The following is a 19,720-nucleotide window of genomic DNA, read 5'->3' on the forward strand; positions in this document are numbered from 1 at the left end:
TATAATGGCTATTCACTCAGGCGCAGGCAAAACTGCTCCACAATCAGCACTGGTTAACGTACCTAAATTAGTATCTGCGTATTACTTAAACGAACCTGATCTTGAACAAAATCCAGAGCATTGTGTTGCTTTTGGTACATCAGGCCACCGTGGTTGTTCTTACGATGTTAAATTTAACGAGTCACACATTTTAGCGATTACTCAGGCTATTTGTGATTATAGAAAACAAAATGATATTTTTGGTCCGTTATTTTTAGGTAAAGACACACACGCACTGAGTGAGGCTGCATTTAATTCAGCTATTGAAGTTTTAGTTGCTAACGAAGTGCAAGTGATAACGCAAGAAAACGGTGACTTTACACCAACGCCAGTTATTAGCCACGCCATAGTTAGCCATAACAAGCTACACCCAAATGAGCTTGCAGACGGTATTGTTGTTACGCCTTCACATAACCCTCCTGAAGATGGTGGCTTTAAATACAACCCACCTAATGGCGGACCTGCTGATACCGACGTCACTAAGTGGATTGAAGACAGAGCAAATCAACTTTTATTAGAAGACTTGGTTGAAGTTGAGTTATTCCCATTCGCTAAAGCTTCACGTTCAGGCTTTATTCGCTACGAAGATTTAATGACTCCTTATATTGATGATTTAGCAAATATCGTTAATTTAAAAGCCATTAGCGATGCAGGTATCAAAATTGGTATTGATCCACTAGGTGGTTCAGGTATTAATTTTTGGCCTGTTATTGCTAAAAAATATAATTTAGATTTAACCGTCGTTAATGATGTTGTTGACCCACGTTTTGCTTTTATGCCACTTGATAAAGATGGCAAAATTCGTATGGATTGTTCATCACATTATTCAATGGCGAACCTTATTGCATTAAAAGATGATTTTGATGTGTCTATTGGTAACGACCCTGACTACGATCGCCACGGTATTGTAACGCCAGATGGTTTAATGAATCCAAACCACTTTTTAGCAGTGGCAATTGATTACTTACTTAAACACCGTGATTGGAATGAAACAGTAGAGATTGGTAAAACACTGGTTTCTAGCTCTATGATCGATAAAGTAGCAGCGCGCAATAATCGAAAAGTAAAAGAAGTACCCGTAGGCTTTAAATGGTTTGTTGAAGGCTTAAGCAAAGGCAAGCTTGCCTTTGGTGGCGAAGAAAGCGCAGGTGCTGCATTCTTACGTTTTGATGGCTCTGTATGGTGTACAGATAAAGACGGCTTTATTATGGGGCTACTTGCTGCAGAAATACTTGCAGTAACAGGTAAAACTCCATCAGCGCTTTATAAAGAACTAGAACAAGAGTTTGGTTCTCCAATTTATAAACGCCTAGATGCACCGGCCTCAAGCGGCCAAAAGTCACGTTTAAAAGCATTGAGTGCTTCTGATGTTAAAGCAGATACACTTGCTGGCGAACCTATTTTGCAAAAACTGACTCATGCACCAGGCAACGATGCCGCCATTGGTGGTTTAAAAGTGGTCACTGAAAATGGCTGGTTTGCAGCGCGTCCATCAGGTACTGAAGATATTTATAAAATATACCTTGAATCATTTAAAGGTGAAGAGCATTTAGCGTTACTTGAAAAAGAAGCTAAAAAGTTAGTCGATTCTGTGATCAGCTAACACTGCTTAAACTATTTTAAAACGGCTGATTTATTCAGCCGTTTTTGTTTCTATACCTCTACCTTGTGCATATATATGCATAAGAGTTTACTCTCACATTACTTTTAAAGGGCTTATTACATGTCAGCCAATCCATCTTACTTAAATGAATTAAAACAAACAGGTGATTTTTTAACGCTTAGTCGTGACAACGAATGGCATTTAGATGCAGGTGAATTTGTTTTAGATAATGGAACTCGTGTAAATATACACGATACCGGTGTAATTGAATTTCAACCTGCTGTTAAAACAAGCAAAGATGTAATTTATTCAAGCGCTGTACACGGTAACGAAACTGCGCCAATTGAAATTTGTGATGCGCTCATTAAACAAATTATAAAAGGTGAGCTAGTCCTTAAGCAGCGTGTTTTATTTATTTATGGTAATCCACAATCAATTAATATTGGCCTGCGTTTTGTAGAAGAAAACTTAAATAGATTATTTAATGGTCACCATACAGTTGAAGGTGTACCAATGAATAATGAACGAAACCGCGCTGCAAAGCTTGAGCAATACGTAAGTGACTTTTATGCCCGTGGCCAGCAAGGCAGTAGCCGATGTCATTACGACTTACACACTGCAATTAGAGGCTCTAAAAACGAAAAATTTGCTGTGTATCCATTTTTACATGGTAAGCCTTGGAAAAAGTCACAGTTACAATTTTTATTGAGCTGTGGTGTAAATACCGTACTTATGATGAAATCTCCTGCAACAACGTTTAGCTATTATTCGTCGTTTGTTCATGGTGCAGACTCGTTTACGGTAGAGCTGGGTCAGGTTAAGCCATTTGGCCAAAATGATATGGCCCGCTTTGAAAAAACAAAGCAAACATTAACTGCATTAATTAGCCAAAATGAAGTTAAATACCCTGATTTTAATGCAAGTGAGTTTGAGTTATTTGCAGTGCACCGCACAATTAATAGAACGCAGGATGATTTTAGTTTCCCTTTTTCTGATGATGCTGAGAACTTTACTGGCTTTACGAAAGGTGCACTACTTGCAACAGACGGTGATACAGCGATTTACGCTGACGTTGAAGGTGAGGCTATTATATTTCCAAATGCGAGCGTAGCATTAGGGCAAAGAGCATTGCTTACTGTTATTCCAATGGATATTGATAGTAATTTCGTCTAATTAAACTCATCAGACCACTACTAGCTTCAAGTTAACTATATGATTACTCTTAATTAAAGTAACCGTATCGTTAACTTGCCACTTATTTAACCTGTATTTGCTTTTGTTTCGTCCCAGATGTGTTGAATAACACTTTACGTTAACGTAAAGTGTTGGCAGCTTTAATTAAAGATAGTGCAGATGTTGCAAAGTTTAACCAGCAACAATCACCCACAATAATAATTTAAAGGGGCACTGTTTTACCGACAACAAAAGAAGGTAGGTTATGAGTAATCCAAATAACGTATCGCTGAATATTAACCATGAGCTTGAATTTATTGATGGCCAAGCACTTAATATTCCAACCCTTAGTATTTTAACTGAGGACGGCGACATTCATCCTAGTGCAACCGCACCTGATATTTCAAAACATACCGCTATTAAGTTATATGAAACAATGCGTTTTATACGTTTGTTAGATGAACGTATGCAAGGCGCGCAGCGCCAAGGTCGTGTTAGTTTTTATATGCAATGCCTAGGCGAAGAAGCCGCAGTTACAGCCTCTGCTGCTGCTCTTGATCAAGACGATATGATCATGGCTCAATATCGTGAACAAGCTGCACTACATTATCGTGGTTTTACACTCGATCAATTTATGAACCAAATGTTCTCAAATGAATTGGATTTAGGTAAAGGTCGCCAAATGCCAATCCATTATGGCTCTAAAGCGCTAAACTACATGACGATTTCATCGCCACTAGGTACGCAAATACCACAGGCCACAGGTTATGCATATGGTCAAAAAATAAAGCATATCGACGCTAAAACAGGTGAGCTTGCAAGCAAAATTGATAACGTGACTATTTGTTACTTTGGTGAAGGTGCTGCATCAGAAGGTGACTTTCATGCGGGCTTAAATATGGCGGCTGTTCACAAAGCACCGGTTATATTTTTTGCACGTAATAACGGCTATGCCATATCTACCCCTGCTGATGAACAGTTTAAAGGCGATGGTATTGCGTCGCGTGGTGTAGGTTATGGTATTAAAACAATTCGTGTTGATGGCACAGATGCACTTGCAGTGTATGCAGCGACTAAAAAAGCACGCGAAATAGCCTCAACACAAGGTGAGCCTGTACTTATTGAATCGATTGCTTATAGATTAGGCGCGCATTCTACATCAGACGATCCCAGTGGTTATCGCTCTAAAGATGAAGAGGCAAATAATCAAATCTGTCCTATTGATAAATTTAGAAAATGGTTGGTCAAGCAAGATTGGTTAAACGAAGAAGACGATATAAAAGCAAAAGAGTCGATTCGTGAAGAAATTTTAGCCGCGCTTAAACGTGCTGAAGTTGTTGACAAGCCCGCTTTAGAAGAATTGGTATCTGACGTTTACGATACACCAATTCCATTATTGCAACGTCAGTACGAGCAATTAAAAGAACATATAAAACAGCATCCAGATGCTTACCCAGTAACTGCAGGGAGAATTAAGTAATGGCTAAAATGAACATGCTCCACGCAATTAACTCTGCCCTCGATATTACGATGAACGAACACCCTCAAGCCTGTATTTTTGGCGAAGATGTTGGTTACTTCGGTGGTGTATTTAGAGCAACATCAGGCTTGCAAGAAAAGTACGGTAAGCATCGCGTTTTTAATACGCCTTTAACCGAACAAGGTATTTTAGGTTTCGCTAATGGCTTAGCGGCTTTTGGTGCGCCTGCATTGGCAGAAATTCAATTTGCTGATTATATATTCCCAGCGTTTGATCAAATAGTAAATGAAGCCGCTAAATTCCGTTATCGCAGTGGTAATGAATTTAATGTAGGTAACTTAACTATTCGTACGCCTTATGGCGGTGGTATTGCTGGTGGCTTATATCACTCGCAATCACCCGAAGCCTATTTTGCACATACACCGGGCTTAAAAGTGGTTGTACCGCGTAACCCTTATCAAGCTAAGGGGCTATTACGTGCCTCTATTAAAGATGATAACCCTGTCATATTTTTTGAGCCTAAGCGTTTATATCGTGCATCAACAGGCGAAGTGCCAGAAGAAGATTATAGTATTGAATTAGGCACGGCTGAAGTAGTACAAGAGGGTACCGATATTACGCTTTTAGCGTGGGGTGCTCAAATGGAGATTATTGAAGAGGCAGCACAGCAAGCAAACGAGCAAGGTATAAGCTGTGAAGTAATAGATCTTCGTAGTATTTTACCATGGGATGTTGAAACGATTGCTAAATCGGTTATTAAAACCGGCCGTTTAATCGTGAGCCATGAAGCGCCTATAACTAATGGCTTTGGTGCCGAGATAGCAGCAACAATACAACAAGCGTGTTTCTTGCATTTAGAGTCGCCAATTTTACGTGTATGTGGTCTAGATACACCATACCCGTTGGCACTTGAAAAAGAATATGTACCGGATGCACTAAAAGTGTTGGCTGCAATTAAACAATCAATGGATTTTTAGGGGTTACCATGGCGAAAGATTTTATATTACCCGATATTGGTGAAGGCATTGTTGAATGCGAAGTTGTTGAGTGGCTAGTTCAAGAGGGTGATACCGTATCTGAGGATCAGCCAATTTGTGATGTGATGACAGACAAAGCATTAGTACAAATTCCGGCAGTGCATGATGGTATTATTACAAAGCTATATTATCAAAAAGGTGAAATTGCTAAAGTACATGCGCCTTTATTTGCTATGGATGTAACTGGTGATAGTACTAGTAATGGAGTAGTAGAAGAGCCAGTTCAAGCTGAAAATCAAACTAATAACAATGCATCTGATGTAGTTGAGGACTTTATACTACCAGATATTGGTGAAGGTATTGTTGAGTGTGAGATTGTTGATTGGTTAGTCGCAGAAGGCGATGAAATAGAAGAAGACCAAGCGGTTTGTGATGTAATGACCGACAAAGCATTAGTACAAATTCCGGCAAAATATACAGGCACAGTAAAAAAACTATATTACCAAAAAGGTGAAATAGCAAAAGTACATAGCCCGTTGTTTCAAATGACAATTGCAGGCAGTGCAGTAAAGCCAAATGTTGATATAAACCAAGCGGTCGTAAAGGCTCAAACTAATGCCGTCGCTGAAAAAGTTGCCTCTGTTAAAACGCAGCAAGCTGCAAAGGTTATCAATCAAAAAGCGGTTGCGTCGCCTGCAGTTCGTCGTAAAGCACGTGAGCTAGATGTTGATTTAACGTGCGTACCAGGTAGTGGAAAAAATGGACGTATTTACAAGCAAGATATTGAAGAGTTTGTAAAAGGCGAAGTGCCAAATACTATTGATACTTCACCGCTTAATAGTGATGCTTCTCAAAGTGCTGTACAAAACCAAACACAGAATCAAAGCGGTGGCGTACGAGTAGAGCAAATTAAAGGCATTAAAGCGGCCATGGCCAAGCAAATGGTGGCATCGGTTTCAACTATTCCGCACTTTACATTTAGTGATGAAATAGACTTAACACAGCTTATAGCTTTGCGCAGCTCCTTAAAAGAGCAGTACAAAGCACAAGGCGTAAAGCTCACCATGATGCCATTTTTTGTAAAAGCACTCTCGCTAGCAATGAAAGAGTACCCTGTACTTAATTCAAAAGTGAATGATGATTGCTCAGAGCTTACCTATTATAACGATCATAATATTGGTATAGCGGTTGATTCAAAAATTGGCTTGTTAGTGCCTAATATTAAATCGTGCCAGAGTAAGAGTATTGTTGATGTGGCTAATGATTTAACACGCTTAACTCACTCAGCGCGAGAAGGGCGTGTTGCACCTGATGATTTAAAAGGTGGGACAATTAGTATCTCTAACATTGGTGCGATTGGCGGCACTATTGCGACCCCAATAATTAATAAACCAGAAGTAGCTATTGTTGCGCTTGGTAAACTACAGCATCTACCACGTTTTGACGAAAGTGGGCAGGTTGTGAGTAAAGCGATAATGCAAGTAAGTTGGTCTGGCGATCATCGTGTTATTGATGGCGGAACGATTGCTCGCTTTAATAACCTATGGAAATCGTACTTAGAAAACCCATCGGCAATGATGATGGCAATGAGTTAATAATATAATTGTTTAACTAGGGCGTGTTGATCTTTGATGGTTGAATTTACAGCAGTATGTTTGGTTTTTAGGCAAGGCAGAGCCTATGAAGTGTGGTTACTCCCCATAAATAGGCGATAACGCAGCATAAATGCCAAACATGCGCTGCCCTTCGGGTTTTGCCTAGGGGCGATAAACTCTTTGTTGCTCGGTTTTTACTTAGCCCACTAGGTTACAAACCTCGCGCCGCGATTTAATCGCCCCTAGATTGAACAAATTTCAATCCGCAAAGGTCAACACGCCCTAATAAAAAACCAGCAATTTGCTGGTTTTTTGTTTTAAATGAGTCTGTTTTTATTTAAGATACAAGTGTTACTAAAAAGTAATAAAGTTAACCCCGTTAGGGAATATAAAAAATAACACTAAGGAAATTTCATGGAACATTATATGAACGCGCTTCGCAGTTACGCCGATTTTTCAGGCCGTAATCGTCGTAAAGCATATTGGATGTTTGTATTGATTAACACTTTAATCTCTATAGCACTTTCATTCGTTGATGAATTAATTGGCTTTTATATTATCAGCAATATTTATAGTTTAGCACTATTGATACCTAGTTTGAGTGCTGGCGCACGTCGCCTTCATGATACTGGTCGTTCAGGCTGGTGGCAGTTACTTTGGTTAGTGCCAGTAATTGGTTGGATTGTTTTAATTGTTTTTCTTGCACAAGATTCACATGAAGGTGAGAACGATTACGGACCAAATCCAAAAGAACTAGCTGTAGAGCCAGCTTCTGTATAAGAAAAATAACTTAATTAAAAAGCTCAGCAATTGCTGAGCTTTTTTGTATATGGCAATTTTAACTTAAAAAGTAAAGGCCATAACCAACGGCCAAAGCCGGAATAGATGTATACACAGTCGCAATTACAGCCGCTTTGGGTGCCATTGCTATTGCTGGAAATAACGCATCACCATCGTTAGATATTGCATTAGCAGTTAATGCACTAAATGGAATAATACCTTGAATATAAAGCGTTGTAACAATTATTTGCGGGCCACAACCTGGTAAAAAACCAATCACTACAGCAATTAGTGGCGCTAAATAAGCGTAATGTGCAAACCAGTTTTTTAAATCAAGACCTGCTATATTTACTAAAATCTCAAACAACATAAACGATGCCACTACCCATGCGGTTACAAAGTGTGTGTCTTGAAGTACTTTAATAATTTTAGAAGGTGGATTACATTCATCGTCTTCTGAGGTTACTTCTTTATAGCTTTCACCTTTAGAAGAATACGCCCATATAGTTACAGCAAATAACGCCATTGCAGCACCAAAAATACTAATACTTGTGCCTGTGTATTTTCCAAATTGATCAAAGTCGACATTAAATGCAATTAAAAAAGCAATAATGAGGCTTGGAATAATAGCGAACATCCAAACGGGTTTGCTTATTTTAATTATACGAGTTGGCAATACTTTAACTTGGTGTTTTTGTTCTTGCTTTGTTGGGCGTAAAAAGTCTTTTGCATGAAGGGCGTTTACTATAACACCACAAAGCGTGCCTACTACTAAGCCAATGGCCATTATGGTTAAACCTTCAGTAGGGCGAGTGGCAAGGAGTAAAAATGCGGCATCTCCCATTGTAGCTGTTAAAACAGCAACAATAGCCCCAAAACTTGCTTGGCCTTTTGTAAACTGGGTAACCACTATTATTGCACCACCACATCCAGGAAGGCCACCTAAAACGGCAGCAAAAAATATTTCTAATACCGGCGATTTAGCACTTAAATAACTAAGTTCTAATTGAGGTAAATGCTCTATGGCGTAGTAATAAATTAATAATGTAGCAGCAACAAGTACGCTAACTTGAAAAAAAGCATCGCTTAGTGCTGTTATTGTAATTTCACGAAGTGATGGCACAGCTAAGCATACCAGCAAAAAAAGCGGTAATAATAAACGTTTATTTTGGCTAACAAAGCGTTTAGAAGCGGGCGTAATAAATCCTATTTGAGAGAGTAAAATCATACAGTGTTACCAATTAAATAAACTTAGTAACACTGTATATTTTAATTAAATGATAATCAATATCATTTGCATCTATTTAAATCGATTGCTCTCTTTGAGTTTTTCAATGTTAAGCTTAATGCTACTTACGTTGAAATTCTGAGTTTGCATTCCACGTTGGCCATTGCTCTTGCTCAGAAATATCAAAACCTACTTTATAAAACAATTGTAAGTCTTGAACAGCACCCGATAAATCCCATTCGTCACGGTAACGATCACATGGTTGATGATAACAACCGCGAAGTACCAAACTCATGCGTTTACGGTAATTAGCTGTTTCTTCGTCAGCTGCGACTGTGCCACCGCCTGCGTACATGGCTGGAATGCCCATATTAGCAAATGCAAAGTGATCAGAGCGGTAATAGCCACCAGATGATGGTTTAGGATCGCCTGATATTGTTCTGCCTTGCTCTTTAGCTGCAGTTGCTAAAAACTCATCCATTTGTGACTTACCAATACCAACCACATTCATGTCTTTTACTTTGCCTAATAAATTTAAGCTATCCATGTTTATGTTAGCGACTGTTTTATTAGCTGCAATCACAGGGTTAGCTGCATAGTATTTAGAACCTAGTAAGCCTTGTTCTTCAGCCGTAACTGCTAAAAATGTCATTGAGCGGCTAGGGTGCTTAGGTAATTTAGTAAAGGCTTCAGCTACTTCAATAAGCCCAGCGGTACCCGTTGCGTTGTCGTGAGCACCGTTGTAAATTTGATCGCCTTTACGTGTTTTATCTGTACCTAAGTGATCCCAATGCGCTGAGTAAATAACATGCTCATCTGGTTGCTCGCTTCCTGGTAACGTAGCGATAAAGTTATACGACACTGATTTTTTAATCGTGTTTTTAACATTAACAGAAGCAGTTAAATCGCCCATATCAACATGGTAAGCACCTTTAGCTGCGTTTTCTTTCGCAGTATCGAAATCTAATCCTGCTTTAGTAAAAAGCTCTTTTGCTACGTCAGTTGTAACCCAGCCTTCAACGGCTACGCGGTCCATATTGTTGTTTTCTTTTTGAAAACCAAACTGCTCACCGCTCCAAGAGTTTTCAACTACTGACCATGGGTATGACGCAGGTGCTGTTTCATGAATAATAATTGCGCCAGCTGCACCTTGTCGACTTGCTTCTTCATATTTGTATGTCCAACGACCGTAATAAGTCATTGCGTCGCCAGTAAATAAAGCAGGGTCTTTTGTTGCAAAGCCCGGATCGTTAACCAGCATTACAACCGTTTTGCCCTTAACGTCTAACCCTTCGTAGTCATTCCAATTGTATTCAGGTGCATTAACGCCGTAGCCCACAAATACAAGTTCAGAATTTTCTATGCCTTCTTGTGCGCTAATGCGGCTGCTACCCATAACCATATCTTTTTTATATTGATAGTCTTTACCACCAATACTAAGCACCATATTCGAATCAGCTTCTAAAGAAACCAATGGCACTTCTTGTAAGTAACTGTCGCCATTACCTGGTTTTAAACCTAAAGCTTTAAACTGCGCAGTTAAATAATCAAGCGTTAGCTTTTCGCCAGGTGATGAAGGAGCACGGCCACCAAACTCATCCGATGCGAGTACTTTTACATGTTTAGCCAGTTCATCAGCTTGAATACTGTTATAACCATTTGTTACATCAGTAGGGGTAATACTTGTTGTTGCGCAACCTGCTAAAACAGCAGTAGCGAGGAGTGTGAGAGAGAAATAATGTTTCATGTCAGCTCTTTTTTTGTTTTAAGTTGTGATTAGTATATTAACTTCTATTAAGCAGAACCAGTTTTTGCGGTAAACTTCTCGTAAATTATAGGCATAAATTGTTAAAGGTTTAAATGAAGCGTTTTACTCCCCCCGAGCAGTGGCAAATCAGTAGTTTAGAAACAGGTGCATTTGCGCATTTACGTGAGCTATTTAAAGTTAACGAACTAACAGATTGGCCGGCGCCGCAGTGGTTTTCTCCATTTTTAACTGCTATTAATGAAAATAATATTCCTATTACTTTTGAAGATGATGCAAAGGTAGACTTTGGCGATCGGTATTACGAGCAAGTAATTTTTGAAACGGGTGTTGTACCTACACGCAGTGAAAATTGGCATGACTTATTTGGTGGGTTTATATGGTGTTTATTTCCAAAAACCAAAGCGTTAATAAACCATAGACATGTGCAAGATATTGCTGAGCATGGACTGCAACAGCGTACTAAGCATCGTAATGCACTAACGCTTTTTGATGAGTGTGGTGTTGTATTAGCTATAAGTGAGAGTAAATGGCAGCGGTGGCTTTGCGAACACCAATGGAAAACTGCATTCGTTGAACACAAACATGAGTGGGGTAAAACAATAAAACCTTTTATGTTTGGTCATGCTAATTATGAAATGCTAACAAAGCCTTATATAGGTTTGACGGGTAAAGCGTTATTTGTTTGTGTACCTAATGAAATATTTTGTAAAGATTTAGTAACTCAATACCAGTACCTTGACCAAGCCCTTTATGAGATGATTAATACAGATAACTGCTTAGCCGATAACAAAAAGCTTTCACCACTGCCTTTATTAGGTGTGCCAGGCTGGCATGACGAAAACAAAGACGACTCTTTTTACAACAATACAGATTATTTTAGAGCGAAACGAAGGATGCGAACATGATAGAAGTTGCTGGGCTTAAAAAGAAATTTAAGCTAACTAAAGATCACAAAAAAAATAAAATAGACGACATCGATCCTCGTGAAGATAAAGACTACTTTCACTCAGTACGAGACGTTAGTTTTAGTTGCGCTAAAGGTGAGGTACTTGGATTGCTCGGCCCAAATGGTGCGGGTAAAACGACGACACTGAGAATGATTTCAACCGCGTTAAAGCCAGATGAAGGCTCAATAACGATTGCCGGAAACGATATTGTAAAAAAACCGCTACTGGGCCGTAAGTCTATTGGATTTTTATCAGGCTCTACGGGGTTGTATGGCCGCTTAACTGTAAAAGAAAACATAGAGTATTTTGCAAAGCTTCATGGCATGAACAAAAGCGATATAGTATCGCGTTGTGATGAGCTATTTACATTGCTAGATATGCATAAATTTGTAGATAAACGGGCAGAAAACCTTTCAACAGGTATGAAGCAAAAAGCAAATATAGCGCGTGCAGTTGTTCATCGCCCAGCAGTTGTGGTACTTGATGAGCCAACAACGGGCCTTGATATAATGACAACACAAACCGTTATTAAATTTATCAAAGGTTTAAAAGCGCAAGGGACGCCTGTTATTTTCTCAACCCATCATCTAGATGAAGTTGCACTTTTATGTGACCGTGTCGCTGTAATTAACGAAGGTATTAGCTGTTTTGACGGAACAGTAGAAGAGTTTAAACAAGCAGGTAATAGTGATGAGCTTAACCAAGCGTTTATGAATATATTAACGGAGAAACATGATGTTTGAGGTATTTAAAAAGGAATTAAGAGAGTTATTACGCGATAAAAAAACGCTATTATTTGTAGTCGCGCTCCCTGTTGCTATATTTCCGTTATTGTTTGCCGTAATGGCATTTATAAGCTCGCAAGCTGCAATGGACGCTGAGCAAAAAGTAAACACTTACGCGATTATCAACGGTGACTACGCACAAGAGTTTACTGACAAAGTGTTTTATCACAAAAGTTTTGAGCTTTATAAAGGGGATAAAACCTTTAACAATATAGATGAGCTTAAAGCAGGTGTAATCGCTGGCGATATTGATATGGGTATTTATTTACCAAGTCATGCTGTGCAAACATTGGACGATGGAAAACAAAGCCAGTGGCAGGTTGTTTTTAACGATTCAAAATCTATCAACTTTTTATTCGAACGCGTTAAAGAGCTCGCAAAAGAATACAGTGACGTGCTGCAAACTCAAAAGCTAATCAGTTTTGGTATTGAAGAGTCTGTTCAAAAATCTATTCTTAATCCAATTGAAGTCATAAAAGTAGATACCGCCGATAAACGTGAAAACCTTGGCGAAAAAATTGGCGGTTTTTTACCTTATTTACTTATTCCATTAGTATTGATGGGGGCAACTTATCCCGCTATTGATTTAGGCGCTGGCGAAAAAGAACGCGGCACACTAGAAACACTCCTACTTACACCTATTACGCGTACAGAGTTGGTGCTTGGTAAATTTATAACCTTGTTAACTACATCCATTGCCTCCACAACAATAACCGTCTTAAGTATGGGCTGCTGGATAGCACTGGCGCTCGCATTTGCCGATCTTGATTTTATTAAAGCCGCATTTAGTACATTAGCAGTTACCGATTTACTAATGATATTTGTACTATTACTACCTGTTGCAGCTATATTTTCGGCCTTAGCTCTGGCTATATCTATCTATGCTCGCACGTTTAAAGAAGCGCAAAATTATATGGCACCACTTAGTATGGGCGTATTTTTCCCGATTATTATTTCAATCATGCCAAATATGGAACTCACTGCTAAAACAGCATTCATTCCTGTGACAAACGTAGCATTAGCAATTAAAGAAATAGTAAAAGGGACTGTTGATTACACATTTGTAGGCTTAATATTTTTAGCCACTGCAATCATTGCTGCTGGACTATTGGCATTTTGTGTTAAGTGGTTTAACAGAGAAGATGTGCTATTTAGATAATTATATAGATTTAGCACTCTGAAGATATATAAAAGGTAGCATTGGCTACCTTTTATATTTTAAAGGAATGATTGGTTGAAACAACTATTTTATAATCTGTGTAAGTCGATATGGGTACTCTCATTCATTTATAATTCATATAGAGAGAGTGTTCTAAATAAAACTAATGATTTAGTCTTTTTATTATAAAAATTATAACGATAACTGATTAGTTTGAGGGTCCAATTCTCACTTTAATACTCTATACTAATAACAATAAAAATTTATGGTGATGGTAAATGTTAAAAAGAAATATTTTTTTGAACGTGACAAAAAATAATAAACTAATGCTCGTTGCAACAATAATATTTGTTCTTATAGCTGTACCATCTCTGTATTTGTTCGATCAAAAAGTAAGAAGTGATGTGTATAATTCAGCTCAAATAGAATTAAAGCGTGAACTTGAAACAAAAAGCCTTTCATTAAAAAAACATCTTAAAGACAGTGTTACCGCCATTCGTTTTTTAGATGCTACACCACCAATACAAGGCATTACCCGCGCTAAAGAAAATAAACTAATTGATCCTGTTCTTGGTACGCCAATAGATGTTTGGCAAGAGCGCTTAGCAAGTATTTTTACTGGTTTTATGCAGACCGATGACAGTATTTTGCAAGCTCGCTATATTATGCTCGAAGATGGTGGGCAAGAGATTGTTAGAGTTGACCGAAATCAACTTGGAGAGATTAATCGACTGCAGGGTCTGCAATTACAAAAAAAAGGTCAACGCGATTACATAATCAAAGCAAGCATGCTTGATAAGAAAAGTGTTTATATTTCTCCAATTAACTACAACCGTGAAAATGGACAGATACAAGAACCTTATATAAGCACTTTTCGTGTTGCTAAGCCTGTTTTTGATGAAAATAATAAAATATTTGCAATATTAGTTACTAATTACTTTGCGGATAAATTACTTGAAGATTTAACAGTTGAATCTACACAAGGGACGCAGGTTTACCTTATGAATAATGAAGGTGAATTTTTATATCATCCAAACCCTCAACTTCGATTCAGTTTTGAATTTAATAAAACTAAAACATGGTCTGAAGAATTCTCCACTGCAACTACCATGACAGAGCAAGGCACTTTACCAATAAGTAATTATCCAGTGGCTTACACTTTAAAAAAACGAATTTCGTTTGAGGGTGATATAGCCATGCTACCTTTAGAGCTTGGTGTAAGTGTTGATACAAAAACATTGTTTGCAAAGGTGAATGAGAGACGTCAAAACTTTATTGCAATGTTAGTGGTATTTTTTAGCGTATTTTTAGTTATTGCTTTTTTATACCAACGTTTTATAAACCGTAAGCTATTAATTAATTCTCTAAAAGAGCAAAACAATAAAGTAATAGAAAATTCTTTGGATGCTATTTTTACAATTGAGCAAAACGGCGAAATTGTTCACTTTAATAATACCGCTAAAGAGGTTTTTGGTAGTTCAATTTCAGGCACTAATCCTGATTTTGTCTCGCTGTTTAATTTAAACGACGCAGACACTAATTGTATACAAGAGACTATTACAAACGGTTCAAAAATGCCGTTTGAAGCTATCTACACAGATGGTTATGGCAACAAACAATATTTTTCGATTACGCTTAGCAGTATTTTTGACGTATATAATAACCGTTATCAGGTAGCGGCTATTTTAAGAAATATTAGCTCATTAAAAAATACGCAATCAGAGCTCGAAGCGTTAAACAGTACTCTGGAGCTAAAGGTTTCACAAAGGACCATTGAACTAGAACGTGCAATTGACCAAGCATTAGCAGCAAGCCAAGCAAAAAGTGACTTTGTAGCAAATATCTCTCACGAAATACGCACACCAATGAATGGCGTACTAGGGATGCTTGAAATGCTCAAAGAAGATGGCTTAACCGATCAACAATACCATTATTTAAAACTAGCAAATAGCAGTGCTAATTCATTGATGAATCTGATTAACGATATTCTTGATTTTTCTAAAATAGAAGCAGGTAAGCTTGATATTGATAACCATACATTTGATGTTGTTACAGTATGTAGCGATATGATTAGCTCTTTAGCGTTACAGGGCCAACGCAAAGGTCTTGAAGTATTTTTAGATACTAAAGATGTAGTAGATAGAATGGTTATTGGCGACAGCCATCGACTTAAACAAATTTTAATTAACTTAGTTAATAATGCGTTTAAATTTACCCACCGAGGTGAAGTAAGTTTAACTGTCGGCTCCAAGTACATTACTGACTCAAAGTTATTAATGAGCTTTACAATAAAAGATACCGGAATTGGTATAGCGACTGAAAACATAGACAAACTATTTGAAGTATTTACGCAAGAAGATTCAAGCACGACCCGCCACTTTGGTGGTACAGGCTTAGGTTTATCTATATGTAAAAAACTCGCTCAGTTAATGGGTGGTAATATTACGGTTATAAGCAAAAAGGGCGCGGGTAGTACCTTTACCGCAACGGTTGAGCTACACGTTGCACAAGAGAAAAAATTAAACACAGGTATAGAGCTTGCTACAAGTATTAACGTAGCGGCATTAATAGCGCGCGATAACGTTTATAAAAACGTATGCGACTTATTGTTATTAACCTGCAAAGTAAAAGCAGAAAACATTGTACGACTTGACTACTTTAGTGAGCACAAAGAGTTTGAAGCTGATTTATTATTAATTGATGATGAGCATCCTCAAATTGATCCGTTAATTGATTACTGTAAACAGTTTAATAAAAAGTATGTTTTAATTTTACGAGATATGGTTACAGATAAGCCAATCAAAACGGTATTACCTGAAGGCAGCCATATTTTAAATAAACCACTCACTCAAGATCAATTCAGCTATAAATTGGCCAGCTTATTTGGTGCTAGTAGTGACTGTATCATAGCGCCACCAAAAGGCTTGGAAGAGGAACAAGTAGAGCCTGACCTATCTGCGTATCATGTATTATTAGTTGACGATAATATGATAAACATTGAAGTAGCTAAGGCAATATTAAAACGTACTAAAGTAAAAATCACTTGTGCGTCAGACGGTATAGAAGCCTTAGAAGCACTGAGAGAAAACGAAGAGCAAGCTTTTGATGTTATATTAATGGATTGCCAAATGCCCAATTTAAATGGCTACGATACCACAAGTGAAATTAGAAATAGTAAGGCAGGGGTAGATTATACTCACATACCGATTATCGCTATGACAGCGAGTGCGATGGAAGGTGATAGAGAGCGTTGTTTAGCTGCTGGAATGAACGACTACATTACTAAACCAATTAAACCACAAACTTTAAAAGACAAGCTAATTACTTGGTTAAGTTAATCGTTTTGAAAATCAGCTGCTAAGCAGCTGATTTTTTTGGTTTGGTATTTGTTGACGTATTTAAAGGCGTGTTAAGAATAGCTATGTCTGCGCTATCGAGTATAAATTGTGTATCTGACCAATGTAGTAATTCTATCTTTCCATCTTGCTGCTCCACAAGCGCAGTACAGCTCTCAATCCAATCACCATCGTTACAGTACATAATACCGTCATCCACTTTAATTTTGGGATGGTGAATGTGTCCACAAATAATACCGTCTACGTTTTGTTTTTTAGCTTCATGAACTGCGGCATCTTCAAAGGCACTAATCGCTTCTCGAGCTTTGTGTACCCGAGCTTTTATCCATGATGCAAGCGAGTAGTAGTTACCACCAAATATTTTACGTATACGATTGGTCCAGCGATTTAAAAATAATAAAAAGTCGTATCCTGCATCCCCTGCAATACTAACAAGTTTGTTATAACGAGTCGCTGAATCAAAGTCGTCGCCGTGTATAAGTAAAAACCGTTTATTAGCTTTAGTGGTGTGAATAAACTGCTGGTGGATTTCAACACCAAATAATGTTTGATTTATATAGTTTCTAAACGCTTCATCATGATTACCGGGAATATAAATGACACGTGTACCGCTAGCTGCTTTTGTCTGTATGCAGTTTAATACTTCATAATGAGAAGGGTGCCAATAAAACTGTCGCTTCATTGACCATAAGTCAATAATATCACCCACTAAATAAAGTGTGTCGGATTCTACCGAGTTTAAAAAATCGAGTAAGTAATCAGCTTTACAATCTTTGTAACCTAAATGAACATCAGATATCCAAATGGCTGGATAATGTTGTTTTTTACGCAGTTGATTGTTTGTCATGCCCGTCATCCATAGTGTAATAATTAAACACTGTAGATAAATCTAATGACACTTATGAGACACTTTAGCGAAGCCTCCATGACAATTTATACCAAGGCACGTAATTAAAAGATTTCTATAAAGCTAGGAAAGGTGAGTCATTTAGCAGCTATTATTACGCATAAAAAAGGCCGCATTTTAAATGCGGCCTTTTAGTCTATTTTGAGCGTGCGTGTTATTAACCTTTAACAGTCGCTTTAATTGCATCAATTGCTGTATCAATATCAATCATTAGCTTTTCACCGGTGCGGCGGTTTTTAAGCTCAACTTTATTCTCGTCAAGGTTACGCTCACCAATTACAAGCGTGTAAGGTACACCAATTAGCTCCATGTCATTAAACATAACACCAGGGCGTTCTTTACGGTCATCAAATAACACATCAAGACCTGCATCTTTTAAACCCTGGTAAAGGTTATTTGCAATATCAGGAATACGATGCGATTTGTGCATGTTCATTGGAACAATCGCTAAATCGAATGGCGCGATTGATCTTGGCCAAATGATCCCGTATTGATCGTTGTTTTGTTCAATAGCAGCAGCAACAATACGTGAAACACCAATACCGTAACAACCCATGGTCATGGTTTGGTTTTTACCACCTTCGTTTAATACTCCCGCTTTCATCGCTTCTGAGTACTTGGTACCAAGTTGGAATATATGACCTACTTCAATACCGCGTTTAATTTGTAAAACGCCTTGGCCACATGGGCTCATATCGCCTTCAACAATATTACGAATATCAGCAACTTCGTAATCAGTTACGTCACGATCCCAATTAATACCGCTGTAATGCTCGTTGTCTTTATTAGCACCGGCAACAAAATCAGCAAGGATATTCGCGGCTCTATCAACAATAATAGGCATAGATAAGCCCACCGGGCCTAATGAGCCAGGTTTTGCACCAATAGCAGCAACAATATCTGCCTCTGTTGCCATTTCAAGCGGAGAGTCTACTAATGGGTGCTTTTCAGCTTTTAATTCATTTAAATCATGATCGCCACGAAGTACAAGCGCCACTAAACCACGTACATCGTTTTCATCAGGTGCACCGTAAACAATTAAGGTTTTAACACCACGATGAGGTTTTACACCGTAATGCTTTTTAAGCTCATTAATTGTTTTAGCGTCAGGAGTAGGGAATGCTTTTAACTCTTTACTTGCTTCTGGGCGTGGATCGTTTGGCGCTAGTGCTTCTGCTTTTTCAATATTAGCTGCGTAATCACTGCCATCACTAAATGCAATAGCATCTTCGCCCGACTCAGCAAGTACATGAAACTCGTGCGATAAGCTACCACCAATAGACCCAGTATCAGCAAGTACAGGGCGGTAATCAAGGCCTAAACGCTCAAAAATGTTACAATATGCTTTGTGCATCGCTTGATAAGTCGCATCTAAACATTCTTCACTTAAGTGAAAAGAGTAGGCATCTTTCATTGTAAATTCACGAGCTCGCATAACACCAAAGCGAGGGCGACGTTCGTCGCGTACTTTAGTTTGTACTTGATATAAAGTAACTGGTAATTGCTTGTAGCTGCTTATTTCTTTACGTACGAAATCAGTTATTACTTCTTCGTGTGTTGGACCAAGTGCAAACGTACGGTTATGACGGTCTGTGAAGCGCATAAGCTCAGGACCAAATTCATTCCAACGGCCAGACTCTTCCCACAAATCAGCGGGTTGAATTACAGGCATTAGCATTTCAATAGCACCTGCTTTGTCCATCTCTTCACGTACAATGTTTTCTACTTTACGTAGCACACGTAAACCAGAGGGTAACCAAGTGTATAAACCCGAAGCGACGCGACGGATCATACCGGCTCTAAGCATTAACTGATGCGATACGATTTCAGCATCTGATGGCGTTTCTTTAAGTGTTGCGAGTATATATTGGCTTGTACGCATGTTTTTTCCGAAATAGAGTAATTATGTTCTTTTAATAGAGC

General features: G+C 38.3%; 14 protein-coding genes. 10 read left to right on the forward strand and 4 right to left on the reverse strand.

The window, feature by feature from the left end:
• Positions 1–4 precede the first annotated feature (4 nt).
• From pgm to H5122_RS03175, 6 genes are all read left to right on the forward strand, one after another.
• Positions 5–1,642: a phosphoglucomutase (alpha-D-glucose-1,6-bisphosphate-dependent) gene (pgm, locus tag H5122_RS03150; protein WP_182681259.1), complete on the forward strand. Its 1,638-nt coding sequence runs from the start codon at positions 5–7 to the stop codon at positions 1,640–1,642.
• Positions 1,643–1,762: 120 nt separating this feature from the next.
• Positions 1,763–2,815, forward strand: coding sequence for a succinylglutamate desuccinylase (gene astE, locus H5122_RS03155; protein ID WP_182681260.1), 1,053 nt, complete (start codon positions 1,763–1,765; stop codon positions 2,813–2,815).
• 265 nt (positions 2,816–3,080) lie between these two features.
• On the forward strand, positions 3,081–4,295 hold the full coding sequence (locus H5122_RS03160) for a thiamine pyrophosphate-dependent dehydrogenase E1 component subunit alpha (RefSeq protein ID WP_182681261.1): 1,215 nt from the start codon (positions 3,081–3,083) through the stop codon (positions 4,293–4,295).
• A complete protein-coding gene (locus tag H5122_RS03165; RefSeq protein WP_165743214.1) occupies positions 4,295–5,272 on the forward strand; it encodes an alpha-ketoacid dehydrogenase subunit beta in 978 nt (325 codons plus the stop codon). The genes H5122_RS03160 and H5122_RS03165 overlap by 1 nt, the downstream gene beginning before the upstream one ends.
• Before the next feature lie 8 nt (positions 5,273–5,280).
• Complete coding sequence (locus tag H5122_RS03170; protein WP_182681262.1) at positions 5,281–6,867, forward strand: dihydrolipoyllysine-residue acetyltransferase; 1,587 nt, start codon at positions 5,281–5,283, stop codon at positions 6,865–6,867.
• 414 nt (positions 6,868–7,281) lie between these two features.
• Positions 7,282–7,647, forward strand: coding sequence for a DUF805 domain-containing protein (locus H5122_RS03175; RefSeq protein ID WP_182681263.1), 366 nt, complete (start codon positions 7,282–7,284; stop codon positions 7,645–7,647).
• Between the two features lie 58 nt (positions 7,648–7,705).
• On the opposite strand, the gene H5122_RS03180 is transcribed toward H5122_RS03175, so the two are convergent.
• Together H5122_RS03180 and H5122_RS03185 are read right to left on the reverse strand one after the other, a co-directional pair.
• Positions 7,706–8,875 carry a putative manganese transporter gene (locus tag H5122_RS03180; RefSeq protein WP_182681264.1) on the reverse strand — a complete coding sequence of 390 codons (1,170 nt, stop codon included), beginning with the start codon at positions 8,873–8,875 and terminating at the stop codon, positions 7,706–7,708.
• A gap of 121 nt (positions 8,876–8,996) precedes the next feature.
• Entirely contained in the window at positions 8,997–10,622 is a 1,626-nt protein-coding gene (locus H5122_RS03185; RefSeq protein ID WP_024605569.1) for a M28 family metallopeptidase, read from the reverse strand.
• A gap of 113 nt (positions 10,623–10,735) precedes the next feature.
• Between H5122_RS03185 and H5122_RS03190 the strand changes: the two genes are divergently transcribed.
• The 4 genes from H5122_RS03190 (at position 10,736) to H5122_RS03205 (ending at position 16,872) form a co-directional block, all read left to right on the forward strand.
• A complete protein-coding gene (locus H5122_RS03190) occupies positions 10,736–11,548 on the forward strand; it encodes a DUF3025 domain-containing protein (protein WP_154903068.1) in 813 nt (270 codons plus the stop codon).
• On the forward strand, positions 11,545–12,333 hold the full coding sequence (locus H5122_RS03195) for an ATP-binding cassette domain-containing protein (protein WP_182681265.1): 789 nt from the start codon (positions 11,545–11,547) through the stop codon (positions 12,331–12,333). Before H5122_RS03190 ends, H5122_RS03195 begins: the two co-directional genes overlap by 4 nt.
• Entirely contained in the window at positions 12,326–13,534 is a 1,209-nt protein-coding gene (locus H5122_RS03200; protein ID WP_182681438.1) for an ABC transporter permease, read from the forward strand. Before H5122_RS03195 ends, H5122_RS03200 begins: the two co-directional genes overlap by 8 nt.
• A gap of 326 nt (positions 13,535–13,860) precedes the next feature.
• A complete protein-coding gene (locus H5122_RS03205; protein WP_404936275.1) occupies positions 13,861–16,872 on the forward strand; it encodes an ATP-binding protein in 3,012 nt (1,003 codons plus the stop codon).
• A 19-nt stretch (positions 16,873–16,891) separates the two neighbouring features.
• On the opposite strand, the gene H5122_RS03210 is transcribed toward H5122_RS03205, so the two are convergent.
• On the reverse strand, positions 16,892–17,737 hold the full coding sequence (locus H5122_RS03210) for a UDP-2,3-diacylglucosamine diphosphatase (protein ID WP_024596856.1): 846 nt from the start codon (positions 17,735–17,737) through the stop codon (positions 16,892–16,894).
• 217 nt (positions 17,738–17,954) lie between these two features.
• Positions 17,955–19,679, reverse strand: coding sequence for a proline--tRNA ligase (locus H5122_RS03215; RefSeq protein WP_182681267.1), 1,725 nt, complete (start codon positions 19,677–19,679; stop codon positions 17,955–17,957).
• Positions 19,680–19,720: the final 41 nt, after the last annotated feature.

Origin of the sequence: Pseudoalteromonas sp. SG43-8 (assembly GCF_014164245.1) — a bacterium.
Classification (GTDB): Bacteria; Pseudomonadota; Gammaproteobacteria; order Enterobacterales; family Alteromonadaceae; genus Pseudoalteromonas; species Pseudoalteromonas distincta.